The organism is Eubacterium sp., assembly GCF_057858645.1.
In genome coordinates, this window is sequence record NZ_DBLZZO010000016.1 from 20,225 (window position 1) to 43,303 (window position 23,079).

A 23,079-nucleotide genomic window follows, 5' to 3' on the forward strand; every position below is an offset into this window, starting at 1 on the left:
GAACTATTTGATATTATTTTTTGATATTATTTTTTATATAATATTGTTCATATTTTTATTCATAAATGGCGCATTTTCTTACGGAAACTGTGCCATTTTTTCCTGTTAAATATTCAAACTTTTCCAGAACATATACGTCTAACAAGCCTTCTTTGTAATCAACTCCCATAACCTTTACTGATATGTCGCCTTTTGCCTTTAATGATATGCAAACATTTTGAACAAAATTTGCAATCATGTCTTTATCTGATTTTATTATTTTCTGTTCTTTAATCTGGCTATCTTTTACAGTTTGTTTAACTGCTGCTGCAACAACTCTCTCCAACTCATCTTTTCTGTCCTGCTTACTTTCAACTGAAAGAATTGTAAGAGCCGTAATTAAAATAACCACTATAAATCCTGATACAATAACTGTCTGTTTCATAGTCCTAATTTTCCTTTTATTATACTTGTTAAATTCTCACTGTTTTTGTAATTGTTTTCCTTTACCTTGTCTCTAATATTGTTTCTTTTGCTATCAGAAATTTCTATATAATACTTTGCCTGACTGCTATTTGTTCTTTTTATGGAATCTTGCAACTTGCCACTTAAGCTTCTACTCCATTTGGAATTAGCATCTAAAGTTCCAATATATTTTTCAGATATAAAGCGTACTCTCTGCCCACTTAAATCTGTATTTAACACATAGACTTTCATTGTTCCATAGGCTGTCACTTTTTTATCTGCCGAATTAGTTACAATCTTAATTGTATATTCTTTTATTTCATTAGTATTCAGGTAATTTTCTGCCTGTATGTCATTGCCTGTAACCAAGGCTGTATCCATATTTCTTTCTTTAATACTTACTACTTTTAAAACATATTTATAACCTGTATGTAAGTCATCATCTACTTTTACTTTCTTTAAAATCTCGTCTTTATTTAAAACTATCTTTTGACCGACCACATAATAACGGTCTGTGGTAGTAATGTATATTTCCTTCACAGTTATTTTTTCCCATATTGCATGTAATGTTAAATCTGCATTTCCACTATAAACACTTCCCGGACTATACTTTATTCCGTTACCCTTTTCACTTGTGTTCCAATGTTTTTGTGTATTTAATTCATAACCTGCTCTTTCAACATTTTTTGTACTAAGATTAATATTTTCATTCCAGTATTTGTGCTGACTATTAGGCATCCCCGTCACTATATCCTGACAGTTTTTTTCATACCTTATGGAATACTGCCGGCTTATAATAATCCAATTGTCCTCATAGCCACTTACTTCGTCTGTAGGACGTAATATTTTCGAACTACCATTACTTGTGCAGGTATATTTTTCTTCTCCATTTGCATAATATAATTCATCACTCCCCTTTTTATTTCCATAACCTACTTTTATGATTTTTGTACCGGGAGCTTCTTTTTCCGAATTAATTTTTGCAATAAAGCCACTTTTTCTACTTAAACTGCCCGTAATTTCCACATACTTATTTTTCTTTAAATATACATTGTTATTTTCATTAAAATAAATACTTCCTTTGATTTTTAACAAACCATTTACATATATTCCCTGACCGTTATTGCCTGTTTTGTTTCCGTATATTTCACCGCTGTTAAAAGTCACATCACCATTATTTATATGAATTCCACCACCACTTTTTACACCTTCATTATTAGACAACGTGTTTTTTGAGAAAATGACTTTGTTAGCAACTACAAGACCACCGCCTTTTCCTTGTGCGTAATTATTATCAATAACAGAATCTGTTATTTCTACATAGTCATTGTCGATACCTACTAACTTGCTTGGAAAATTAATGGCTCCGCCATCATTTACACTTTCATTTTGAGAAATATTTGCATTTTTAATTATTATTTTTGAAGAACCTGAGCTTCCACCATTTCCACAGGATATGCCGCCACCATTATCCTTAGTTAAGTTATTAGAAATTGTTCCACCATAGATTTTTGTTTCTCCGCCGGCATTCTTTCCACTACCACCGTTGCACCTGATTGCTCCGCCATTACCTTTGGCATTGTTTGAACTTATTAAAGGACCTTTTCCATTTTTTCCAATAGTTAAATTTGCCCCATATCCTGAAAATATGGCTCCACCTGATAAACCTGCACTATTCTGTTTTATTGTACCGTTCTCAACTGTACAACTTGAACTACCACTTACAAATATTGCTCCACCCTCTTCTTCTGCTACACAATTAGATACTGTTCCACCATTAATTTTGATGGTACAACCATCCATGCCAAAAATGCCACCGCCTTCTGTATATGATTTGCACTGATTAATTACAGCATTATTATTTATTGTTACACTTCCTTTCTTCACTCCAATTGCCCCGCCGTCAGAACCTTCACAGTTTTCAATGGTTCCATTTAAAATTAAAGTTCCAAAAGTGAAAATTGCAGAACCACCGTCCTCTTCCTTATTATTCATTACATTTTTCACTACGCAATTACTGTTTATTGTTGCTTTAGTTCCGCTTTTTAAATAAAGCCAGCCTGAGCTTCTCTTTTTAGCAGAAAAATTACTTTTGTTTCCACCTAAAGTTAAAGTCTTACTTTTTGTGGCCGTAACACCCATGTCTATCTCGGTAGTTCCACTTAAAGTCATACAATATTTAGGATACTCGCCTCCATTTATTGATTTTTCTCCATCTGATGATCTTTTTAATGTTACATTGCTATCATAGGCATAAATTTTAAATTTCCCCTTACTAATTGCTATGTTCCTTGTTATTGTTATTGATTTTTTTACACCCACGTAAACCCATGACTTTGTAGATTTTGTAAGCAATACGTCTCTTAGTTCATCCTCAATTGATACAATATACGGATCTTTTGCCGTACCTGAACCAGCTAAAGCATACACACTATTAAAGAAAAATGCTGTACTAAAGCCTAAAGCCAAAATAGTAACTATACTAATTTTGATACCAGTCATTTTCATACAGTTTATTATATATTTTTTTAAATTCGCCTTTTTGTTTTCTATTATTTCTAATAGATTCACCTTTATTCTTTTTAATAAATTCATTCCCCAATTTATATTTACATTTCGATTTTTTCTTTTATCTTTTCTTTTACTTTTTCTTTGTTTTTCACCTTTATCTGGCATACCCCTCAATCACCCCCTGCTTGCTTAAGCCATTACCAAACAGGCTAAACACCGGCATTGTAATGCTGTATTTTAATATTACAAGTCTGCTTGGCTGTTCATTATAAATAGTCAAATCTTCTATTTCCAAAGTGTATCCTTTTTCACCTGCCTCACTTTTACACTGGCTTATAACCTGGTCATTACAGTTACTATCCTCGATTCTATTTACGGCCACATTGTAAAAATCTCTTGCATTAGATACCTGATTGTTGCTGCTAATAAAAGAGGCAAACAATATGCACCCTAAAGTTATGGCAATTACAATCGAAAACATTTCTATTGCTACTCTCATATTTCACTCCACTATTACGTTTATGTATTTTGTGCATGTAAGTCCATTGTCTGACTTAACAACACATTTCAGTTTATAAATTCCCTTTTTTTCAAAATCTATATTTCCGTATACTTTGATTTTGTTTGATATGTCTTTTCCTGTATAATCTTTTGCTTTAATATATTTTGAATAATCAAATTCCTTACTTAAATACTCAAGATATATAACCTCCTGGCCTTCAATAACAGGATATTTGTCTTTACTTTCTTTTAAAAATTTTTCATTGCTTTGACTTTTTTCATTTTTGTATTCAGGTGTTATTTGGTTCCATTTGTTTTTACATAACCCACAGGTTATTACAACAACCATAATTCCAATTAGACCATATAAAATTATTTCTCCATGCTCGCTTAAAAAATTCTCCATACCTAATCACCTTACACCTTATACTTTCTAATAATCATCTTTTGTTTTTTCAAAAAACAACACTTTATATTTCTCCCTAACTACTAACATCTTCTATTTCCTCATCTTTTATTCCCTTATCTTCTATCTTCTTAAAATGCTAATATATTACTTCCCAATAACAGAATTTATCTCATATTCATCCATATTTCCTACTGCTGCCATGGCTGCCAAAATCAAAATAATAAGTAATACCGATATAATTCCGCTAATTAATGTTTGTCCATGTTCTGATAAAAATTCTTCCATATAACCTTTTCTCCCTTCTCCTATTATTTATTATCTTCTATTGTCTATCGCCGATTTTCTATCTTCTGCCTAATTCTTTTGTCTTCTTTTTTTCTTCTATTTCCCATTTTTCAAATATCTTTAACAAAACTAACCTGTTATTTTTTCTAATATTTGGTAAAATCCTGTAATTATAATCACAAATAAAACTCCATATATTATGCATTGACCTGCCTCTGATAATAATATTTTCACTTGCTCACCACCTTCCTTAACACCTTAACCATTGATAACATTTGCCACTGACGAGGTAAACACAATAATCATTAAAATCATGTCAATCATAATTTTCACTACGCCAACTGTCATTGGAACTGCCGTAAACATTGTTGCCGCTCCTATTTTGTCATTATTCTTCATTTGCTCACCCTGTCGTGTAAGCTTATTATTCCTGTCAATAATAGAATTAATCTGTTTTTCTGACTGCTCTTTTCCTAACTGATTCATTGAATAAAACATTTTAAGAGACGATTTAATATCCTCCAAATCTAACTCTCGTAAAAAGTTATCATAAGGCTCAATCCCTACCGGATATTGCTCAAAATCTATTAGTAGTTTTCTAACCGGTCTTTTTAAAACAAAAGGTAGATTTCCATAAGAATTTTCTATTGCCGACTGCACTGTCTCATTCTGTAAATTAATTGCCACTTCTCTTATCCAGTCAGGAAAAACTTTCTTAATTTCATTTTCTAAAGTCTTCTTTGCTTTTTTGTATGTAAGTCTTTCCGTAATGCTTAATTTTTCTTTGTCATAATATGCCTTCTCAACTAAAATATAATATTTCACAACCATGTTATCCTGCAGAGACTGTTTTTCCTTTATCCAGTCAAGGTTTAATTTTTTTACAATAAGAAAATAAGAAAATAACATTAATAAAATTACAATAGTTGAACAAATCTGATAAACAATATGGTCTGTATATCTATATTCTGTCGGTATTAAATATGCCATAAAACCACAGGTTATTAGCGTTGAAAATATAGATATTATTACGTTTCTTTTTACTCTGTTTACATTTTTTATAAATAGAGATGTTCTATCGCCCCACTCTTTTATGTCTTCTAAAAGAATATCCAAATAATTTTCGTATTCACCGCCATGCTGTTCTATTTTAATCAGGAATTCATGTAGGGACCTTAGTCGTTTACAATCATATTCCCGTCTTATAATCTCTAAGGATTCTTCATATATTTTGTCAGTCATTTTTGAATCTATGTTGACTATAACTTCCTCAATAATTTCTTTCATTCTGTTGGAGCTTACCTTCTGTGCATCTGACAGGGCAAGTCGTATTTTCGGTTGTTTCTTAAAGGAATAAATCATCTGTTCCATGTAAAGAAGCACATCATGGAATTTTCTTAAATAACCTTCCCTTTTTCTTTCTTCTTTTTGAAAAAAGAAATTAAATACTATGGCTGCCAACAGACAAACAGCTATACATAAAGGATCTAGTTTATAGACTAAACACACAATAATTACTACTGCCAGAATCTTCGTCGAATCCTTTATTATCTGTAAAATTTTTTCTTTCACCCATTTCCTCCCTTTTCTACTGCAATATATTTATGGCTAATATCCCTTACAGCCAGTAAGGAACTATCCATCCTGTTACTATCTTGTAAATGGATTATCAATACCCTGTAATTTAAACTTTCTTAAAATATCTTCCGGTATATCCTTAGTTAAAATTTTTCCATCTTCATATATCATAACTTTTTCATTTTTCTCGTTATGTCTTGATAAGCACATAACCTGAGCTATGTGTCTTGTTATTTTTTCTCCCTGTTTAACATTTGAATGTAACACCACACCAATATCTATAAAAGAATACACATCATTCTCATTTATGTTTTCTCCCATGTTTCTTAATCGGTCAGGAATTTTACCGGCATCATCAAGATGAATTGTTGTTAAACAATGAACTCCTGCTGATATATTTTCTAAAAGATATTTAACTTCTTTTCCTCTTGCCTCAGCCAGTAAAACCCAAGTCGGCAACTGTCTCTTGCTTGCCTTCAATGCCTCTGCATAACCAAAGTTTTCACTTACTTTTATTTCAACACAATCTTTATCCGGATTTATTGCCGCATATCTAAGCTCCAAATTATCTTCTATCGTGTAAACTCTTTCATATGCCGGTATATAACCGGTTAAATATTTTATGTATTCTGTTTTTCCAACTCCCGGAAGCCCGCCTACAATTACAGTGCAATGGGCTCGTATTGCATTCTCCATAAATGCATCAATTTCTTCTGTGCAATATTCTTCTGAAATTAATCTGTCCTTATTAATTCTTCTTATTGCCGGAGTTTTTCTAATACTAATACTTATTCCTGTATTCGTCACAGAGTCGTGTAGTATGGATATTCTTAAATTCTCTGTTTCCGCTTCTAATAAAGGGTTATTTTGATTAAACTGAACATTCATTAGGTTGCTTATTCGTGTATAAAACTGTTTTATAAAAATATCATCTAATTTGAAATTGTTAACTTTATATCTTCCTTTTTCCAAATGATTAATCCATAATTCCCTACTCCAATTAATGTCCGTTATATTATCGTCTAATATATATTTTAATAAATCGCCAAAGGCTCTATCCGGTAATGACAGTTTTCTCATCTTTCTACTCCTGACCTCTTAATATTAATTGTTACACAAATGCTATTTCTTTACTTTCCCGAAGGAATCTTCCCGGCTACTGAACCAAATGTTACAGATGATGAGTAGCTCTCTACAACGTCCTTCACTGCATTACTGATAATCGGTCCTATGACATAGGCAACACCCACTAACAGTAGAATACAAACTGCGATAAAAATCGTTTTTCCGTGTTCTTGTAGGAATACATCCATATATATTCACCTCCTTTTTTATTCCAAATAAATTGCCCTTAGGGGATTGATTTTTATAATAGACTAACCAGCTACAAAAATCACATTTTCCTTGCTTTGTTTTATCATATACACTACGTTGCTATTTATTCGGTGTTTGTATATTATCACGTTTTATTTGTGTAGTCAACATATTTTTATGTTTCTTTTTTTCTGAACGCACTTAATTTAGAACAAAACCAATCACTGGCGTAATTCTTTGCCCCCGCTATGCCACCGTTCACAACTATTTTCTTCCTGCACCAGGGTGCCTCCCTAGTGGGCCATTCATTTATGTAATAAGAATTTATGAAGGAATTTCTTATTAAACAAAAAACTGTGCATCAGCTAGTTACATAATTCTTTCACTAACTAATACACAGTTTTTATAATTTTATATTTTATTATTTTGTAATTTATTTTTCACCTGTAATAATCCATGGTGATGGTTGTGCCACAAATATGCTGTTCTTGTCTGTTTTTGATACTGTTATCTGCATTACCTCAGTTACATTAATTCCATGTTTTTCAAGGATGTATTTAATGTCTGATAAAATATCCAACTCCAATGTGTAGAACATGAATTTAATGTTAGGATTAATTGCAAGCAAACTTACAATATCATCCTCAATATGTTCTTTAGTTGCAACAATAAAAGCAATTCTTGGTGTTGGCAGATTCTTTAAAGTTTCCTCTTTCAAATCAGAGATAATCTCAATGTTATGTACACCAAATTTGTCCACATTTTCTTCCATTGTTCTGTATGAACCTGCATCTCTTTCATCAGCAATAATAACGCCTTCATAAGCAACCATTGAGGATTCAATAGCTATACTTTCTGAATTTACCATTAACGCTACGTCACTTACGTCTAATTCCAACTTATTCATAATTACTGAACGGATTTCGTGACCAACGTATTTTACAGTTCCCATTGAAAAATTATCATTCTTCATGCCGAAAATCATTGATTCTCTTGTATTTTCATTAACTATAAAAATAACTGTTGGACCTGAAATTCCATCATCCATTAAGTCGCTTACCTTACAGTGTTTCATTTCTGATGGTTCATAGCCTGTACCATAGTACATTTCATAATCACCATATCCTGCTTCCCAACATTTATATAACACATTGCTGTGTGTTTCATCAGCAAAAATTAAAATCATTTTGTGTGTAGCGATTGTTGCCAAAATGTTACGTCTTTTTCCACATGTGTTTAACATTTTAATTTTTTCAGGACTAACTTCCTTCAAATCAGCTACATACTCCATCCACTTCAACATTTGGGATGTTGTAAATTGTACTTTGTTATTTTCCATTATGTTCCTCTTTCTATTGCCTTGTCTTTTATGTAATTTCATTTAATCATCAACATGCAACTCTTTCTCATTTTTCGAAGAAGAGTTGCATGTAATGCTTCCTGTTCACTCACTACCTTATGGTAGAAATTATATTTACTTCTGCCCTCTATACTATTAAGGTCCAATAATGAGTCGCGAAATTATAATAATGACTTATATAATTCCTTAATTTCTTCTACAGATGTATCTCTTGGATTACCCGGTCTGCATGCATCATCATAAGCTGACTGTGCTAAGAAATCTAAATCTTTTGGATCTACAATTTCCTTTAAGTCTGTTGGAATTCCTACATCCTTTGATAACTGTTTTACAGCATCAATTGCTGCTTTTCTGTATTCTTCAACAGACATTTTTTCAGTTCCTTCAACGCCCATTGCTGCTGCAATATATTTATACTTGTCGCCTGTAGCTTCTGCATTATATTCCATTACAGTTGGCAAAATAATGGCATTTGCAACACCATGTGGTGTATCATAAACAGCGCCTAAAGGATGTGCCATTGAATGAACTATTCCTAAACCTACATTTGAAAATCCCATGCCGGCAACGTACTGACCAAGAGCCATACCTTCTCTTCCTTCAGGTGTGTTTTCTACTGCCCCTCTTAAACTCTTTGATATAATTTCAATTGCCTTAAGATGCATCATGTCGGTCATTTCCCAAGCAGCCTTTGTTGTAAAGCCTTCAATTGCATGTGTTAATGCGTCCATTCCTGTAGCTGCTGTAAGTCCTTTTGGCATTGATGACATCATGTCCGGATCAATAAACGCAACAACCGGTATGTCGTGTGGGTCTACACAAACCATCTTTCTATTCTTTTCAGTATCAGTGATTACATAATTAATTGTAACTTCTGCTGCTGTTCCTGCTGTTGTTGGTACCGCAAAAGTAGGTACAGCCGGCTTAGTTGTAGGTGCCACGCCCTCTAAGCTTACAACATCTGCAAAATCAGGGTTATTAATAATAATTCCTATAGCTTTTGCTGTGTCCATTGATGAACCGCCACCAATGGCAATTATGTAATCCGCACCTGATTTCTTAAATGCTTCAACACCTGTTTTTACATTTTCAACTGTTGGGTTTGGCTTGATGTTAGAATAAACCTCATATGCTAAATCCGCCCCTTCTAAAACATCTAAAACCTTCTTTGTTACACCAAACTTAATTAAGTCCGGGTCTGAACAAACAAATGCTTTTGCAAAGCCTCTTCCTTTTGCTTCTGTAGCTATCTCGCCAATAGCTCCTGCTCCGTGATAAGATGTTTCATTTAAAATAATTCTATTTACCATATATGCTCCTTTCCGTGACTAAAAATCACTATGGTACGTTCTTTTTTATATCTTTAATTATAACACTCTTTTAAAATAAAAAAACTTAAATTACTATGAAATATTTATTAAAGCTATGATATAATTTCTAATATTAATAAAACAAATGAAGGATTATATTATGAGAAAAAAAGATTTAGCATTAGAAGTTATAAAAAGACTGGAAAAGGAGTATCCTGACGCAGACTGCACCTTAGATTACAATGATGCCTGGAAGTTACTAATCAGCGTAAGACTGGCTGCACAATGTACCGATGAACGTGTCAACAAAATCGTGCCGGCTCTTTACGAAAAATATCCAACTATTGAAGCCGTTGCCGATGCTCCGGTTGAAGAAATCGAAAAAATCGTCAGACCTTGTGGCCTTGGAAAAAGCAAAGCCAGAGATATTAGTCTTTGCATGAAAATGTTACGTGATGACTTTAACTGCAAAGTTCCTGACAATATGAAAGATTTACTTAAACTACCTGGCGTTGGTAGAAAAAGTGCTAATTTGATTATGGGTGATGTTTTTGGTGAACCTGCCATTGTAACCGACACTCATTGCATCAGACTTTGTAACCGAATCGGTCTTGTAGACGGAATCAAGGAACCTAAAAAAGTTGAAATGGCTTTATGGAAAATTATTCCACCTGAAAAGGGAAGTGATTTTTGCCACAGACTTGTTTATCATGGAAGAGAAGTTTGCACTGCACGAACTACTCCACACTGTGATAAATGCTGTCTTGAAGATATTTGTAAGAAAAAAATAAAATAAGAATAAGTATTTAGAACATTCCCTTTTTATATTTAAAGAGTTATTTTACAATGATTACAATTTTTGTATTTTTCTTTTACATTTCTTAATACATAAAAAAATAGCTTGCAGATTCATCTGCAAGCTATTTTTCCAAAACATTTTAACATTCTACTTATAATTATTTTGCTATTTGTAAATCGCTATTTTTATTTTCCGAAAAATTTATTATATATTCCAATTACGAAAATAAATATGATTATAAGTGGCAATACATATGTTAAATAAGCTCTCATCCAATTATGTATTTTTACACCTTTTCCTGTATTTGCTTCTTCCTTGAAATTGTTCCAACCCCAGCCTGATTTTCTTGTACAGAATAAAAGGAATACTAATGAGCCAAGTGGAAGTAAAATATTACTTACAAGGAAATCTTCCAAATCAAGTATTGCTCCACCAAAAACATCTAACCATTTCCACTGCCATACGTTGTATCCAAGTACACATGGAAGTGATAATAAAGTAATAACGATAAAGTTTATAAAACTTGATTTCTTTCTGCTCCAGTGTGTAAGCTCGCTTACGCATGCAATAATATTTTCAAATACAGCAAGCACTGTTGAAAATGCTGCGAATGTCATAAATACAAAGAACAAGCTTCCCCACATTCTTCCTAATGGAATATTATTAAAAATATTTGGAAGTGTGATAAAAACCAAACTTGGTCCCTGAGTTGGATTAACATTAAATGTATAACAAGCCGGGAAAATTATTAAGCCCGATGTAAGTGCCACAAATGTATCAAGACAGGCAATGTTAACTGACTCCCCTAACAATGAACGGTCTTTTCCAATATAGCTTCCAAAAATTGCCATGGCACCAATACCTACACTTAAAGTGAAGAATGCCTGATTCATTGCCGAAACAACGGTGTTCATAATTCCTGCTTCTTTCATTCTTCCAAAGTCTGGAATTAAGTAAAAGCTTAACCCTTCTTTTGCTCCATCCATAAAGAAACTATTTACAGCAAGCACTACCATAATTAAAAGTAATGCCACCATCATAACCTTTGTTACTTTTTCAAGTCCGTTCTGTAAGCCTCTTGAACAAATAAAAACTCCAACTGCTACAACAATTACCATGCACACACCCATGGTTACAGGTTGTCCTAACATTTCATTAAATACATTTCCAACCTGCTTTGAATCTAACCCTTCAAATTTTCCTGTAGCTGTTAAATAAAAATAATATAGCATCCAACCTGCAACTGTTGTGTAAAACATCATAAGTGCATAGTTACCAATTAACGCTATATATCCATGTATGTGCCATTTTGTTTTTGGCTTTTCCAATGCTTTATAAGCTCTTACCGGTGTTTTCTGGCTGGCTCTACCTATGGCAAATTCCATTGTCATAATAGGAAGACCAAGTAAAACTAAAAATATTAAATATATTAATACAAAAGCTCCACCTCCACCTTGTCCTGCAACATAAGCGAATTTCCATACATTACCAATACCAATGGCACACCCTGCTGAGATTAGCAAGAATCCCAATCGTGATTTTAATTTTTCTCTTTCCTGCATCTTTTGTCCCTGTTTTAACAGTAACTGTTAAATTGCCACAAGGGCATCCTTTCTTTGAAATTTTCTATTATATGAAAAAAATCCTCTAGCGCAAAAAAGCGCCAAAGGACATTTTAACATTAATATTAATTTCTGTCATTATTTTTTAACTCTTAATTTCTGTGGAATAATGAAAAACCTTTCTTTTCATATTCTTCTGTATTAATAGATGTCATTGTGTAACCAGTATCAGCAACAACCTGCTTTAACTTATCTTCGTCTAACTGACCTTCTGAAATAATTTCTGTAGTCTTATTTGCATGTGAAGAATTAACCTTCTTTACCTTGAAATTATTTCTAATTGCATCATTCATGTGGCTTTCACACATGCCACACATCATACCATCTATTCCTAATGTTGTCTTAATCATAATAACCTCCTAAACATTCTTTATGTAGGAAATTATATACCCCCTATGGGTATATGTCAAATGTTATTTGCCTTGTTTTCTTTTTTGTTGTTTTGCAACAATTTTCAGTAAAATACATTCCGGTAAAAGTTTCTGTCCTGTAACGGCAAGCTTCATTTTTAAGGATGGCACTATTATTGTCTTTCTATACTTCATTCCCATTAAAGCTTCCTTAACGCAATAATCTGCTGTGATTCCCTTTAATGCAAAAACTACATCTGCATTGTCATTAAACTCTGTGTCAACAGGTCCCGGACAAAGAGCGCCAACATATATATTGCTTTTTCTTTCCTTTAATTCCTGTGCCACTGCTTTGGTAAGGCTAACTACATACGCCTTTGTTGCATAATAAGTAGCCATGTAAGGGCCTGCCGGAAGAAGTCCTGCTGATGATGCCACATTCAAAATTCTTCCATGTCCCTGCTTAAGCATTTTCTTAAGGACTTTCTTAAATAAAATATGCATTGCTTTAATATTTACATTAATCATTGAAAGTTCTTTTTCAAGTTTTGTGTCACTGAAGTTTCCACAGTCACCGAATCCGGCATTATTAATAAATACATAAATATCTTCATCTGCTATTTCTTCAAGCAATTCATAGCAGCCTGATTCTTTTGACAAATCTGCCGGAATTATTCTACATGGAACGCTAAGACTTTCGCTTAACTGTTCTAAACGCTCCACTCTTCTTCCTGTTAAAATAAGTCTGTAGCCCATATTTGCAAATCTCTTTGCAAACTCCATTCCAATACCTGATGTTGCACCTGTTATAAGGGCTGTTTTAATTTTCATAAAATTTACCTTCTTTCTGTTATTTAAGTTTTCTACTAAAATAATTATTGTTCGTCTTCTCTAAGAATTATTTTCATCTTATTTAAGAATTATTTTCTATCTTCAATAATAAATATTTTTCCTCTACTTAAATAATTTACCACATTTCGTCTAAGATAACACCTTATGAATAATCTTTTATTCTGAAATATGTTATTTCTTTTCATCTAACAACATTACGCCTTGTTTTGGATTTGTTTTTATTGCCCCTACAATTGGATGTGGCACATATAACTCCTCTAAATAATCAACGTTTTCTTTTGTTAATTTTACATCTAATGCACCTACTGCATCAACATAGGATATAATGCTTTTTCTATCTTCGCCGTATCTGCTCCCGTTTTTGTTTTCTCATTAAAAATCTTTGATGCCCCATAACTAAAACTGTTCGAATTTGATGCTAAAAATGATGGCACAATTACAATGACGAATATTACGAAAACAGGTATCATTACTTTTCTTACAACATTTCCGAAACCTTTAAATGATGGCACAAATGGTATGTATTCAAATTTATCAAGCCACTTGTAAGTAGCCAAAATAAGACATGGCATAATTTGTGCAAATACGGACAAATATTGTTAGAGATACAGAAGCAAAATACAATGCTAAAATAACCGACCATTTTAGGTTTTTCTTATGCAATTTTTATACTGAAGCATTGGCTGGTATGTTAATTAACTTATTTCAGAATCCAAACAAATGCGACCCAACAGAATTGTTTGAGTATTTTTCAGTTATTTTGTATAACTCACTACCAGCTGTAATTTGTTCCCAGAATACTGAGAAGAGTGATATGTAAGATTTTTTTCTGCACAATAAAAGAGGTAATTACAATTTTCATAATCAAATCATAATTACCTCTTTTTTCAATATTTAACTTATATAATCAAATACTTTTTATATTTATTTTTCTCTAACCCAAACTCTTCTCTTAGGGCTCCATGGACCATATTTTTTTCCAACTTTTGCACGAACAGAAATACCATAGTATTTATCACCTTTTAACTTTTTTGATAAATAAGATGTTTTCTTAATTGTTTTTACTTTACCACCAATTTTAACCTGATATTTCTTTGCGCCTGCAACTTTTTTGAATTTTACTCTAACTTTCTGACTTTTCAATCCTTTAGTTTCTGTTACATTAACACCATTAACTGGTTTCTTTTTAATAGTGAGTGAAATTCTTTCCGGACTTGGGCAATTATGCCAATCAAAGTAAGAGTAAAATGACATCTCTGCAACTACTCTGTACTTTCCCGGTTTAACAATTTTTATATTCCATACTTGGACAAATCCACTTTTCCATCCACAACTTCAACGCCATCCTTAATAAGCCGTCTAGCCTGCTCATCTTTTCCGCCAAAGGCAAAAGCTCCCGAAAGTTCTCCTTTTGAATTAACCACCCTAAAGCAAGGTATGTTTTCCGGGTCCGGATTCTTGTGTAGTGCGTTGCCAACAGCTCTTGCCATTTTCGGTTCTCCTGCCATCTCGGCAATTCTGCCGTAACTTGCTACATGACCCTTCGGTATCTTTTTTACAGCTTCATATATTCTCTTGGTTGGACTGTCAGTGATAATATCGTAACTTTCAGCTATCATTCTTTTTACTTCTTTATCAGGTACACTTCCATCTAAAATTATAGTATTCCAATGTTCCTTGTTCTGATGGTAACCGGGGATTACGGATTCATAAGTCTGCCTCCAAAAATCTCTCCACTGGGGGTCTACTTTTACATTCAAATTCACAAAGCCATCTTTCTCGTACACCCAAAGGAATGCCTTTTTGCTGCCTTTAACTCTTATAAGTTGCCAATTAGTGTCTTTGAAAGGTGTGTCTAAATATGTATTTTCAAATGTTAAACCAAAATCTGTTGCCTGTTTTCTTGTTTTCATGGTTGCACCTCTTTTTTATAAACCTTTCTTGAAGTTGCTCTGTTTTTTATTAATCTAAATTCTCTTTTTTTATAGTTCTTTTAGAATCAAACAAAGCTACATAATACACTGTGTCTCCTCCTGTTATCTTGGCGCTTCTTAGAAAGCTTATACCATCTTTCCAATATGCATCTTCTCCAACATATTTTACTTTAATGGCGTATTCACATTCAAATCCATTAATATCTTTATTATATGCAATATCCTTTATAGTTCCTGCCTTCTCCATTCCACCATCTTCTTCCCAGTAAAAAGTGATACCTTTAGATAAATATCCATCTGCATCTATGTATTTTACTCCACCATATTCAATGACATCATCCGAATTAACAGTATATGATTTTATACTTGCTCCATCTTTATTTTCTGAAACTTTAAATCTATTTTTCAGTAATTTATATTTTGAAGCTTTCTTTACCAAAGCAAATCGAACACTAAAATCTTTCTTTACAGAAGTTTCTCTGTCCACTCCGCTTCTCTAAATCCAGTCAATACCTGACTTTCACCCACAACTAACGGACGTTTTACCAACATACCATTTGTCGACAATAACTGTAATTGTTCATCCTCGCTCATTGTTGGTAACTTATCCTTAAGATGCATTTCTTTATAAAGCATCCCACTTGTGTTGAAAAATTTCTTTAATGGCAATCCACTTTCGGTGTACCATTTTTTCAATTCATCATAAGACGGATTTTTCTCCACAATATGACGTTCTGTATATTCTATACCATGCTCATCAAGCCACTTTTTAGCCTTCTTACATGTTGAACATTTTGGGTAACAAATAAATAACATTTTCTTCACCATCCTTTTCATTATTTTGTTTACTATTTTAGTTCGTGTTTCCATTGACCATTTTCCACAGTGTAATGGAACTCACTAATATCATCTTCCAGAAAAACTTTCAGCATATCATCCATATCCATTGCAAGATTTCCTTTTTTCATCTCCTCCAGTGGAATCCATTTTACTTCTCCTTCCTCAGAAGATTTTAGCTCTCCACTAAACTTATTTGTCTTATAAAAAACAACTATGTATCTGCTGCCATCTTTTTCCATCCAGTCCTTTGTCCCACAAATTCGTGGATTTTCTATTTTCAACCCTGATTCTTCGTATACTTCACGTATGACCGAATCCACAAAAGATTCGCCCTTTTCAATATGACCACCCGGAAATGTTAAGCCTCCCCAATCGTTGTCAACTTTATCCTGTACAAGCACATTGCCGTCGTCATCATACACCATACACATGTTGGTAAGCGTTACCTGCTCCGTTCTCATTTGCTACTCCTGTTCTTTTGTTATAATTTTTTTGGATATCCAGTAAATCTTCATTAAGTCCCGGCACTCTTCCTAAAGCATTTTTTGCTTCAAGAATCATAAAAATAAGGTCATCTCTATACTTATCTTGATATGGAATTATCTTCATTATTATTTTAGCTTTATCCAGCATTGGCGTCCTCTCTTATTGCTATTTATAATCTTATTGTAACATTCATATGGGTGAATTAAGCCACACATACTCTTTTAAAACAGTATAACATAAAGTAATATAAAGGCTGTTATTTTTCTTCAATTTCAAGTAAATTTAATAATAACTTTCTATTTTTATCTTGACAATTCTCAAAAAAATTGCTACCATTTAGCCAAGAAATGAGTTTTCAACTGAGTAAAGTCTTATGACTGGAAAAGGCTACTCGTTTCTTTTTTTATGTTCATAATATCATATAAATATTTCTTTCCATCTTCTGAATGACGAAATACAATAGCTACATGAAATACATTATACCTTACAATATCCCCACCATCTTCAAATACAGGCAAAGCAAATCTTGATTCATACCTATACCAACCATATTTTGCATCATTATTATGTTTACTCTTTGTATTTGGCGTAAATCTCTTTCCCGTTGATATTTCAATTAATTCAGGTATTCCCTGTGCTGCATTGGCTTTTGCTTTTGCGTTTGCCCCCTTTAAGATATTTGTATATTCTGAATGGGCATATTCATCCGGAAGATCTGAACCTATATACACTACCTCCTTGCTATCTGCAATTGTATAAAATTGACCCACATACTTAGTTAAATATTTCTCAACATCATTCCAACTAATATTTTGTCTACCTTTAAAAATAATATCATTAATTATAACAATGTTATTTCCATTTAAATCTTTAACAATAGATACATTTCTTGAATTTTGTTTTTCTTCCATATACTACTTTTTCTCCTTCACACTTTTTAATTCATCATAATAAGCTTTATACCGATATGCAGTTCTCCTACTAATATCGCCTTCTGCTACAATTTCGTTAATAGTCATACCACTCTCATATTTACCGGCAAAATCATTATAAGCAGCCATCCATGCCTCGTTATGTTTCTTTCTTCCACCATAATTTCTATTTCTATAATATTCCAACTCCGACAACAACTTCTTGTTCTCTTCTTCCAGTTTCTTAATGCGTTCTAATGCTTCCTCCAATGTTTTTATCATGACTACCTCCTATTAGTTTATTTTGTGCCACTTTGATATTTGTCACAACAATAACATTGATTTTATTTAGTGTCAATTTGATTTTTGACATTTTTTTAAGTATTTCAAAAAGAAAACAACCATTCATTTTCAACCTTTTTTGAAAACGAATGGTCGCCCAAATCACTTACTAAATCTATATTTTTCTTTTATGTATTCTATCATTTTTCCTACAATACTCTGGTCCTGATAATCACGATATACTAACATATAATGAATTTGTGCAAGTATTTCTGTATCATTCACCACTCCTTGCTAACCCTATTGTTCTTTTATTATAAAACTTATGCTACATATAATACCAAGTTAAAAATAATTTATGTTTTATTGTAAATTTCTCAGGATATTTTTCCTGTAACATTGCCATATGTTCGTTATCAAACTTTTCAATTTTTTCTGCATCCATAGATGCCATAACACCTCTACTTGCCATCATTCTTCCATGCCATGTTTCTCTTGTAAACGGCAAATCTACAATCAAAGTATCCATATGCGGATTGTCAAAATAATGAGTTTTCAAATCTTTTATGGACGCAGATGCTCCATTCCATGAGCCATTAATTTTCTTCACTAATGCATTCGAATCCTGCGTGATTTGTTCTTCTTTCATATAGCTCATGTATATCTTAAGAAAAATTCCACCTGACTTCAACATTGATTTTATTTTAGGAACAATAATATTAGGATCAAAATACCAAAAACACTGACATGCCGTTATCGCATCAAAAGAATTTTCCTGATAATTTATTTCTTCTGCCGATTTTACTTCATATTTGATATTAGGCATTTCCTGAGATAGCAATTTTGCTTCTTCAATTTGACTTTTTGAAATATCTGTGGCTGTAATATTTGCACCATATTTAGCCATTCCTCTTGGAACCACACCTGTGCCTGTGCCTAAATCAAGCCAATTGCTTCCTTCTTTTCCTATTCCAAGTTCATACAATTTATCAAAAAATTCCTTTGGATAAATGTCTCTATACTTTCCATACTCTTTTGATGTTTTTCCAAAATCAAATTTTTGTCCGTCGTCAACTATTATTTTTTCCATTTGATATTCCTCCCTTTTTTAAGATTTAGGTCCGATAATTTTTATAATCTTATTTCAACTGTCTTATTTCAAAATCGTCAATTCTTCCCTGACAAACATAATATATTATCTTCTCCACTTCACCAATCGCTCTTGCTCGACCATTATCATTGGTAAACCATTTAGCTCTCCTTGTAGAATTATCCTCGCCGGGTAGCGAAATTATTTTAACATTATCATTTTCAAAAATTCTTTTTGCTATCACAAGACTTCGTCTCATATGAAAAGACGATGTAACAATGGCAACATTCATAGCTTCTTTTAACAATCCATTTTTTATAATTATTTCACGTGAGAATTGCATATTTTCCCACGTTGTCATTGCTTCTCTTTCAACGAAAATATCTTCTTTATCAACACCCTGTTCTATTGCTTTTTCTTTTAAGAATTCACCTTCTCCTATACCACTGCTTTCAATGACACGTCCACCTGACACTATGATTTTTGATATTAATCCTTTTTTATAAACATTGACTGCATAGGGAAGTCTATATGTATGGGCCTTGCTACTTCCTAATATTATTGCAACGTCTATCGGCTGTTGCTTATATTCCATTCCTTCATATAATATTTTGTCTACAAGTTCATCGTTGATTTGTTCTTTGGTGATTTGTGATACTTTCATTGTTTATGTTAATCCTTTTTCAGTTATAATATGGATAAATAAGTTTCTAAAAACAGTATAGCATAAAGTTTAATATGACTGTTATTTTTCTTCAACTATTCCCTAACCTTATTATTTTTCATAATTATTTATTAATACATTTGCTCTTAACTTTTATATCTGCTCTGTAACAATCACTATTCTTTTTTGTTTCCATCTTGACAATTGTAAAATAAACTGCTACCATTTAACCTAAGGAATGGGTTTTCTCACTGAGTAAGGTCTTGTGACTGGAAAAGGTTGCTCGTTTCTTTTTTTATATTCATAATATCGTATAAATATTTCTTTCCATCTCTAGCATGACGCAATAACATCGCCACATGAAATACATTAAATCTCAATATCTCACCATCTTCACCAAATACAGGTAATGCGAATCTTGATTCATACCTATACCAACCATATTTTGCATCGTTATTATGTTTTTTCTTTTTATTTGGAAAATATTTTAATCCCGATGAAATTTTAATTAATTCGGGAATACCTTGTACTGCATTGGCTTTAGCCTTAGCATTTGCACCCTTTAAAATATTAGTATATTCTGAATGTGCATACTCATCTGGCAAATCTGCTCCTATATAAACCACTTCGTTAGTAGCTGCTATTGTGTACAATTCCCCAACATATCTCATCAAATATTTTTCAACATCTTTCCAACCAATGGATTTTTTCCCCTTAAAAACAATATCATTAATTATAACAATATTATTTCCATTTAAATCTTTAACAATAGATACATTTCTTGAATTTTGTTTTTCTTCCATATGCTACTTTTTCTCCTTCACACTTTTTAATTCATCATAATAAGCTTTATACCGATATGCAGTTCTCCTACTAATATCGCCTTCTGCTACAATTTCGTTAATAGTCATACCACTCTCATATTTGCTGGCAAAATCATTATAAGCAGCCATCCATGCTTCGTTATGTTTCTTTCTTCCACCATAATTCCTATTTCTATAATATTCCACCTCAGACAACAACTTCTTGTTCTCTTCTTCCAGTTTCTTAATGCGTTCTAATGCTTCCTCCAATGTTTTTATCATAGCTACCTCCTCTTAGTTTATTTTGTGCCACTTTGATATTTGTCACAACAATAACATTAATTTTATTTAGTGTCAATTTGATTTTTGACATTTTTTTTAAGTATTTCAAAAAGAAAACAACCATTCATTTTCAACTTTTTTGAAAACGAATGGTCGCCCAAATCACTTACTAAATCTATATTTTTCTTTTATGTGCTCTAACATTTTTGCATATTAAGTCTTTTTATCATCCTTTCAATCGTCTCTCTCCCGGTAACAGTTTTTCGATTTTGAAAACTACCTATCCATTCTTCTAAATTGTTCACATATTCATTCATTACTTCAACGTATGACTCATATACAGCATTCGGGAAATCGGCCTCTGCGTCATAAATAATACTTTCATATGCATCAACTAAACTCTCACATGCGCTATCAATATAAAAACTATAATCGTCTTCATACTCTTCACAATATTCGCATTTTTCAAATAATTCCTTAATACCAGGTACTTCTTTTTCCTCTTCATCGAACGATTTTTCAATAGCTTCTGCAAATGCTTTTTGACATTTTTTTTGGATTTGTTCTTCCCAACTTTCGTCTGGTTTATTAACTGAAGTCTTTAAATCATCAATTTTTCTTTCAACGTACCCTTTCGTATTGCCTGTACAATAGACATCCGCAAATGCCTCACAAGATTCAAAAAATACATTTTTCAAGAATGCTGCAATTGAAAATGTTAATTCTTTATAGCATATTTCTGTGGTATCTATTAATTCTTTTTTTACGTTCTCATATAATCCTTTAACTTCAGATACTGCTCTTGACAGTTCCTCCTTACATGCAGCTTTTGCTTTCGCTTTTATGTAATAACCCGAATCATTGTAATCATCAGCCTCACACTCAATAGAACCGTCATATTCATATAAGCCTTCTTCTTCGTTTTCAAATGCTTCATCTACAAACTCTTCTAAAATTTCACTTATGTTATCCACAAATTCGCTTATCTCATCCAAATCAATATTACTTAATGCTTGACTATCATTCGATTTTTCTTGGCATTCCGATTCTGAATCAAAAATATCATTAAAGATATCAAATTTACTATCCGCCTTGCTTTCTTTGTTCTCTGCTATTACTGACAAATTCTTTTCTTCTGCGCCTACTATCTTCCTATATTTCTCATCAAATTGACAATTTACAAATGAAATGGATTTTGATTCAAAATCAACAGGCTGTTTTGCCTCTATCACAACCTCAACTCCATCAATAATTCCAATATACTTTGTATTACCTTTAGATATCGGCACTGAAAATCTTTTACCACACAAATAAATTTCTTTTGCGTTCTCATCAAGTAAATCATATAAATCGTCCTGATCAAAAGCTACATAGTCAACATTCTTTGCATATTTCATAGTATCAGGATATTCCTTAAGCAGCTCTAATTTACGCTTTCTTTCTTCAGCCATACCTTCTTCTTCAGATGTATTTTCATCATATTTTACATCTAAAACTTCACAAATTTTCTTTTCAACATCTTCTTCGTTTGGATTAATTGCTTTGATTTCTTCTGCAATAGTATTTTCATACCTGTCCTGAAGCCATGTTACAAGCCTTCCGTCATTAAAGTATCCCAAAACTCTTGATAATGAAAAATTATCACGTAATTCTTCCATACTTCTTACTTCAACACCATCTTCCATTTCTAATGGAAATCTAACCTTTTTTGCCATATTTATTCCTCCGTATCTTTGACACAAATCATTAACTTTTACATTTTCATTGTAGTTTGACACAAGGACATAATATGTCATTGTACTATTTTTCTCAAAAATTAATATGTTGATTGTACATTTCGTCTGTTAAATTTTCTCCTTCTTCAACACCCCCACCTGCCGTTTCAATCAATGTTGCTTTTCCAAAATCATCATCACGTTCTGCTCTTACAAAATAAAATTGTTCTTTTTCATCATAAACAATTGCTCTAGCTATATTTCTGTCATGATTAATATAAGCAAGTTTCCATTCTGTATCCTGCAAATTTATTTTTAATTCAGTGTTTTACATTGCTATCTCCTCATTTCATCTAGCATTAATCTAATTTTTTATCCTGCACCCATCTACATCTATTTTTCCATAATTACCACTATTGGCAATTATTATTTTTCTTATCTGCAATTGTAATCACATTTGCCAAAATCAAAACGACAGCATACACACACAATATTACAAGCGTTGATGGCATAATATCCATTAACGCTGTCCAGTCTTTTTTATTAACCCAATTTAATGCCATTTTGTACTGAACCAAAAGTGTAGCTATCGCAAATGCTAACGAGCAGACTGCTGATAATACCGCCCTATCACTTTCTTTAATTTTTAATATCCAACCACCAATACAAAATATAATGCTGATTGCTCCACAAATAATCCACATATTTCATTCTCAGTATATCGAAATGGCTCATTA

The 23,079-nt window shown here is 32.4% G+C and carries 32 protein-coding genes; 1 reads left to right on the forward strand and 31 read right to left on the reverse strand.

Features of this window, described 5'->3' with window-relative positions; translation table 11 throughout:
- Nucleotides 1–55 precede the first annotated feature (55 nt).
- The 11 genes from ACZM4J_RS06975 to fucO all read right to left on the reverse strand — a co-directional run bounded on the left by ACZM4J_RS06975 (nt 56) and on the right by fucO (nt 9,712).
- Nucleotides 56–424 carry a hypothetical protein gene (locus tag ACZM4J_RS06975; RefSeq protein WP_022165594.1) on the reverse strand — a complete coding sequence of 123 codons (369 nt, stop codon included), beginning with the start codon at nt 422–424 and terminating at the stop codon, nt 56–58.
- The gene (locus ACZM4J_RS06980; RefSeq protein ID WP_022165593.1) at nt 421–3,120 is read right to left on the reverse strand and encodes an autotransporter outer membrane beta-barrel domain-containing protein; all 2,700 of its coding nucleotides are present in this window, start codon (nt 3,118–3,120) and stop codon (nt 421–423) included. Before ACZM4J_RS06980 ends, ACZM4J_RS06975 begins: the two co-directional genes overlap by 4 nt.
- Nucleotides 3,110–3,454, reverse strand: a complete 345-nt coding sequence (locus ACZM4J_RS06985; RefSeq protein ID WP_022165592.1) for a hypothetical protein — start codon at nt 3,452–3,454, stop codon at nt 3,110–3,112. Before ACZM4J_RS06985 ends, ACZM4J_RS06980 begins: the two co-directional genes overlap by 11 nt.
- 3 nt (nt 3,455–3,457) lie before the next feature.
- Nucleotides 3,458–3,862: a DUF5011/hyalin repeat domain-containing protein gene (locus tag ACZM4J_RS06990; RefSeq protein ID WP_022165591.1), complete on the reverse strand. Its 405-nt coding sequence runs from the start codon at nt 3,860–3,862 to the stop codon at nt 3,458–3,460.
- A gap of 147 nt (nt 3,863–4,009) precedes the next feature.
- Complete coding sequence (locus tag ACZM4J_RS06995; RefSeq protein ID WP_022165590.1) at nt 4,010–4,150, reverse strand: hypothetical protein; 141 nt, start codon at nt 4,148–4,150, stop codon at nt 4,010–4,012.
- Between the two features lie 58 nt (nt 4,151–4,208).
- Nucleotides 4,209–4,355 (reverse strand): hypothetical protein, encoded by a 147-nt coding sequence (locus ACZM4J_RS07000; protein WP_022165589.1) that lies wholly within the window; start codon nt 4,353–4,355, stop codon nt 4,209–4,211.
- A 53-nt stretch (nt 4,356–4,408) separates the two neighbouring features.
- Entirely contained in the window at nt 4,409–5,722 is a 1,314-nt protein-coding gene (locus ACZM4J_RS07005; RefSeq protein ID WP_022165588.1) for a hypothetical protein, read from the reverse strand.
- A gap of 78 nt (nt 5,723–5,800) precedes the next feature.
- Complete coding sequence (locus tag ACZM4J_RS07010; protein WP_022165587.1) at nt 5,801–6,808, reverse strand: ATPase, T2SS/T4P/T4SS family; 1,008 nt, start codon at nt 6,806–6,808, stop codon at nt 5,801–5,803.
- Between the two features lie 50 nt (nt 6,809–6,858).
- A complete protein-coding gene (locus tag ACZM4J_RS07015) occupies nt 6,859–7,041 on the reverse strand; it encodes a hypothetical protein (protein ID WP_022165586.1) in 183 nt (60 codons plus the stop codon).
- 434 nt (nt 7,042–7,475) lie between these two features.
- On the reverse strand, nt 7,476–8,381 hold the full coding sequence (locus ACZM4J_RS07020; protein WP_022165585.1) for a hypothetical protein: 906 nt from the start codon (nt 8,379–8,381) through the stop codon (nt 7,476–7,478).
- A gap of 182 nt (nt 8,382–8,563) precedes the next feature.
- Nucleotides 8,564–9,712: a lactaldehyde reductase gene (fucO, locus tag ACZM4J_RS07025; RefSeq protein WP_022165584.1), complete on the reverse strand. Its 1,149-nt coding sequence runs from the start codon at nt 9,710–9,712 to the stop codon at nt 8,564–8,566.
- Nucleotides 9,713–9,872: 160 nt separating this feature from the next.
- On the opposite strand from fucO, the gene ACZM4J_RS07030 reads away from it, so the two are divergent.
- Nucleotides 9,873–10,508 (forward strand): endonuclease III domain-containing protein, encoded by a 636-nt coding sequence (locus ACZM4J_RS07030; RefSeq protein ID WP_302690084.1) that lies wholly within the window; start codon nt 9,873–9,875, stop codon nt 10,506–10,508.
- A 188-nt stretch (nt 10,509–10,696) separates the two neighbouring features.
- On the opposite strand, the gene ACZM4J_RS07035 is transcribed toward ACZM4J_RS07030, so the two are convergent.
- The 20 genes from ACZM4J_RS07035 to ACZM4J_RS07130 form a co-directional block, all read right to left on the reverse strand.
- Nucleotides 10,697–12,073, reverse strand: coding sequence for a sodium-dependent transporter (locus ACZM4J_RS07035; protein WP_022165583.1), 1,377 nt, complete (start codon nt 12,071–12,073; stop codon nt 10,697–10,699).
- Between the two features lie 152 nt (nt 12,074–12,225).
- Nucleotides 12,226–12,483 (reverse strand): heavy-metal-associated domain-containing protein, encoded by a 258-nt coding sequence (locus ACZM4J_RS07040; RefSeq protein WP_022165582.1) that lies wholly within the window; start codon nt 12,481–12,483, stop codon nt 12,226–12,228.
- A gap of 63 nt (nt 12,484–12,546) precedes the next feature.
- A complete protein-coding gene (locus tag ACZM4J_RS07045; protein ID WP_022165581.1) occupies nt 12,547–13,314 on the reverse strand; it encodes an SDR family NAD(P)-dependent oxidoreductase in 768 nt (255 codons plus the stop codon).
- Between the two features lie 323 nt (nt 13,315–13,637).
- Nucleotides 13,638–13,907 (reverse strand): hypothetical protein, encoded by a 270-nt coding sequence (locus tag ACZM4J_RS07050; RefSeq protein WP_022165580.1) that lies wholly within the window; start codon nt 13,905–13,907, stop codon nt 13,638–13,640.
- Between the two features lie 352 nt (nt 13,908–14,259).
- Nucleotides 14,260–14,589 carry a hypothetical protein gene (locus tag ACZM4J_RS07055; protein WP_022165579.1) on the reverse strand — a complete coding sequence of 110 codons (330 nt, stop codon included), beginning with the start codon at nt 14,587–14,589 and terminating at the stop codon, nt 14,260–14,262.
- Nucleotides 14,590–14,627: 38 nt separating this feature from the next.
- Nucleotides 14,628–15,248 carry a methylated-DNA--[protein]-cysteine S-methyltransferase gene (locus ACZM4J_RS07060; protein WP_022165578.1) on the reverse strand — a complete coding sequence of 207 codons (621 nt, stop codon included), beginning with the start codon at nt 15,246–15,248 and terminating at the stop codon, nt 14,628–14,630.
- Nucleotides 15,249–15,297: 49 nt separating this feature from the next.
- Nucleotides 15,298–15,756 (reverse strand): hypothetical protein, encoded by a 459-nt coding sequence (locus tag ACZM4J_RS07065; protein WP_428244855.1) that lies wholly within the window; start codon nt 15,754–15,756, stop codon nt 15,298–15,300.
- Entirely contained in the window at nt 15,735–16,085 is a 351-nt protein-coding gene (locus ACZM4J_RS07070; RefSeq protein ID WP_022165576.1) for an arsenate reductase family protein, read from the reverse strand. The genes ACZM4J_RS07065 and ACZM4J_RS07070 overlap by 22 nt, the downstream gene beginning before the upstream one ends.
- A gap of 32 nt (nt 16,086–16,117) precedes the next feature.
- On the reverse strand, nt 16,118–16,570 hold the full coding sequence (locus tag ACZM4J_RS07075) for an 8-oxo-dGTP diphosphatase (RefSeq protein WP_022165575.1): 453 nt from the start codon (nt 16,568–16,570) through the stop codon (nt 16,118–16,120).
- Nucleotides 16,524–16,742 (reverse strand): hypothetical protein, encoded by a 219-nt coding sequence (locus ACZM4J_RS07080; RefSeq protein WP_022165574.1) that lies wholly within the window; start codon nt 16,740–16,742, stop codon nt 16,524–16,526. The genes ACZM4J_RS07075 and ACZM4J_RS07080 overlap by 47 nt, the downstream gene beginning before the upstream one ends.
- Nucleotides 16,743–16,966: 224 nt before the next feature.
- Nucleotides 16,967–17,506 (reverse strand): hypothetical protein, encoded by a 540-nt coding sequence (locus tag ACZM4J_RS07085; protein ID WP_428244856.1) that lies wholly within the window; start codon nt 17,504–17,506, stop codon nt 16,967–16,969.
- Nucleotides 17,507–17,509: 3 nt separating this feature from the next.
- Nucleotides 17,510–17,788, reverse strand: a complete 279-nt coding sequence (locus tag ACZM4J_RS07090) for a helix-turn-helix domain-containing protein (protein ID WP_302690074.1) — start codon at nt 17,786–17,788, stop codon at nt 17,510–17,512.
- A gap of 162 nt (nt 17,789–17,950) precedes the next feature.
- Entirely contained in the window at nt 17,951–18,073 is a 123-nt protein-coding gene (locus ACZM4J_RS07095) for a hypothetical protein (protein ID WP_428244857.1), read from the reverse strand.
- Nucleotides 18,074–18,116: 43 nt separating this feature from the next.
- Nucleotides 18,117–18,878, reverse strand: a complete 762-nt coding sequence (locus ACZM4J_RS07100) for a class I SAM-dependent methyltransferase (protein WP_022164698.1) — start codon at nt 18,876–18,878, stop codon at nt 18,117–18,119.
- Nucleotides 18,879–18,927: 49 nt separating this feature from the next.
- A complete protein-coding gene (locus ACZM4J_RS07105; protein ID WP_022164699.1) occupies nt 18,928–19,542 on the reverse strand; it encodes a YdcF family protein in 615 nt (204 codons plus the stop codon).
- A 248-nt stretch (nt 19,543–19,790) separates the two neighbouring features.
- Nucleotides 19,791–20,345, reverse strand: a complete 555-nt coding sequence (locus ACZM4J_RS07110) for a hypothetical protein (protein WP_412622954.1) — start codon at nt 20,343–20,345, stop codon at nt 19,791–19,793.
- A 3-nt stretch (nt 20,346–20,348) separates the two neighbouring features.
- Nucleotides 20,349–20,627, reverse strand: a complete 279-nt coding sequence (locus ACZM4J_RS07115) for a resolvase (RefSeq protein ID WP_428244859.1) — start codon at nt 20,625–20,627, stop codon at nt 20,349–20,351.
- Nucleotides 20,628–20,824: 197 nt separating this feature from the next.
- Nucleotides 20,825–22,342 (reverse strand): hypothetical protein, encoded by a 1,518-nt coding sequence (locus tag ACZM4J_RS07120; protein ID WP_428244861.1) that lies wholly within the window; start codon nt 22,340–22,342, stop codon nt 20,825–20,827.
- A 94-nt stretch (nt 22,343–22,436) separates the two neighbouring features.
- Nucleotides 22,437–22,649: an NUDIX hydrolase gene (locus ACZM4J_RS07125; RefSeq protein ID WP_302690220.1), complete on the reverse strand. Its 213-nt coding sequence runs from the start codon at nt 22,647–22,649 to the stop codon at nt 22,437–22,439.
- Between the two features lie 106 nt (nt 22,650–22,755).
- Nucleotides 22,756–23,046, reverse strand: a complete 291-nt coding sequence (locus ACZM4J_RS07130) for a hypothetical protein (protein WP_022164607.1) — start codon at nt 23,044–23,046, stop codon at nt 22,756–22,758.
- Between the last annotated feature and the right edge of the window lie 33 nt (nt 23,047–23,079).

What these genes read in the sequence shown, in the direction of transcription:
- ACZM4J_RS06995 (WP_022165590.1), bottom strand. Translation starts at nt 4,150, where the DNA reads ATGGAAGAATTTTTATCAGAACATGGACAAACATTAATTAGCGGAATT.
- ACZM4J_RS07070 (WP_022165576.1), bottom strand. Translation starts at nt 16,085, where the DNA reads ATGTTATTTATTTGTTACCCAAAATGTTCAACATGTAAGAAGGCTAAA.
- ACZM4J_RS07085 (WP_428244856.1), bottom strand. Translation starts at nt 17,506, where the DNA reads ATGGAAGAAAAACAAAATTCAAGAAATGTATCTATTGTTAAAGATTTA.
- ACZM4J_RS07010 (WP_022165587.1), bottom strand. Translation starts at nt 6,808, where the DNA reads ATGAGAAAACTGTCATTACCGGATAGAGCCTTTGGCGATTTATTAAAA.
- ACZM4J_RS06975 (WP_022165594.1), bottom strand. Translation starts at nt 424, where the DNA reads ATGAAACAGACAGTTATTGTATCAGGATTTATAGTGGTTATTTTAATT.
- ACZM4J_RS07115 (WP_428244859.1), bottom strand. Translation starts at nt 20,627, where the DNA reads ATGATAAAAACATTGGAGGAAGCATTAGAACGCATTAAGAAACTGGAA.
- ACZM4J_RS07080 (WP_022165574.1), bottom strand. Translation starts at nt 16,742, where the DNA reads ATGCTGGATAAAGCTAAAATAATAATGAAGATAATTCCATATCAAGAT.
- ACZM4J_RS07075 (WP_022165575.1), bottom strand. Translation starts at nt 16,570, where the DNA reads ATGAGAACGGAGCAGGTAACGCTTACCAACATGTGTATGGTGTATGAT.
- fucO (WP_022165584.1), bottom strand. Translation starts at nt 9,712, where the DNA reads ATGGTAAATAGAATTATTTTAAATGAAACATCTTATCACGGAGCAGGA.
- ACZM4J_RS07090 (WP_302690074.1), bottom strand. Translation starts at nt 17,788, where the DNA reads ATGATAAAAACATTGGAGGAAGCATTAGAACGCATTAAGAAACTGGAA.
- ACZM4J_RS06990 (WP_022165591.1), bottom strand. Translation starts at nt 3,862, where the DNA reads ATGGAGAATTTTTTAAGCGAGCATGGAGAAATAATTTTATATGGTCTA.
- ACZM4J_RS07055 (WP_022165579.1), bottom strand. Translation starts at nt 14,589, where the DNA reads ATGTCATTTTACTCTTACTTTGATTGGCATAATTGCCCAAGTCCGGAA.
- ACZM4J_RS07020 (WP_022165585.1), bottom strand. Translation starts at nt 8,381, where the DNA reads ATGGAAAATAACAAAGTACAATTTACAACATCCCAAATGTTGAAGTGG.
- ACZM4J_RS07000 (WP_022165589.1), bottom strand. Translation starts at nt 4,355, where the DNA reads ATGCATAATATATGGAGTTTTATTTGTGATTATAATTACAGGATTTTA.
- ACZM4J_RS07120 (WP_428244861.1), bottom strand. Translation starts at nt 22,342, where the DNA reads ATGGCAAAAAAGGTTAGATTTCCATTAGAAATGGAAGATGGTGTTGAA.
- ACZM4J_RS07045 (WP_022165581.1), bottom strand. Translation starts at nt 13,314, where the DNA reads ATGAAAATTAAAACAGCCCTTATAACAGGTGCAACATCAGGTATTGGA.
- ACZM4J_RS07040 (WP_022165582.1), bottom strand. Translation starts at nt 12,483, where the DNA reads ATGATTAAGACAACATTAGGAATAGATGGTATGATGTGTGGCATGTGT.
- ACZM4J_RS07060 (WP_022165578.1), bottom strand. Translation starts at nt 15,248, where the DNA reads ATGAAAACAAGAAAACAGGCAACAGATTTTGGTTTAACATTTGAAAAT.
- ACZM4J_RS07105 (WP_022164699.1), bottom strand. Translation starts at nt 19,542, where the DNA reads ATGAAAGTATCACAAATCACCAAAGAACAAATCAACGATGAACTTGTA.
- ACZM4J_RS07035 (WP_022165583.1), bottom strand. Translation starts at nt 12,073, where the DNA reads ATGCAGGAAAGAGAAAAATTAAAATCACGATTGGGATTCTTGCTAATC.
- ACZM4J_RS07015 (WP_022165586.1), bottom strand. Translation starts at nt 7,041, where the DNA reads ATGGATGTATTCCTACAAGAACACGGAAAAACGATTTTTATCGCAGTT.
- ACZM4J_RS06985 (WP_022165592.1), bottom strand. Translation starts at nt 3,454, where the DNA reads ATGAGAGTAGCAATAGAAATGTTTTCGATTGTAATTGCCATAACTTTA.
- ACZM4J_RS07100 (WP_022164698.1), bottom strand. Translation starts at nt 18,878, where the DNA reads ATGGAAAAAATAATAGTTGACGACGGACAAAAATTTGATTTTGGAAAA.
- ACZM4J_RS06980 (WP_022165593.1), bottom strand. Translation starts at nt 3,120, where the DNA reads ATGCCAGATAAAGGTGAAAAACAAAGAAAAAGTAAAAGAAAAGATAAA.
- ACZM4J_RS07050 (WP_022165580.1), bottom strand. Translation starts at nt 13,907, where the DNA reads ATGCCATGTCTTATTTTGGCTACTTACAAGTGGCTTGATAAATTTGAA.
- ACZM4J_RS07110 (WP_412622954.1), bottom strand. Translation starts at nt 20,345, where the DNA reads ATGGAAGAAAAACAAAATTCAAGAAATGTATCTATTGTTAAAGATTTA.
- ACZM4J_RS07030 (WP_302690084.1), top strand. Translation starts at nt 9,873, where the DNA reads ATGAGAAAAAAAGATTTAGCATTAGAAGTTATAAAAAGACTGGAAAAG.
- ACZM4J_RS07130 (WP_022164607.1), bottom strand. Translation starts at nt 23,046, where the DNA reads ATGTGGATTATTTGTGGAGCAATCAGCATTATATTTTGTATTGGTGGT.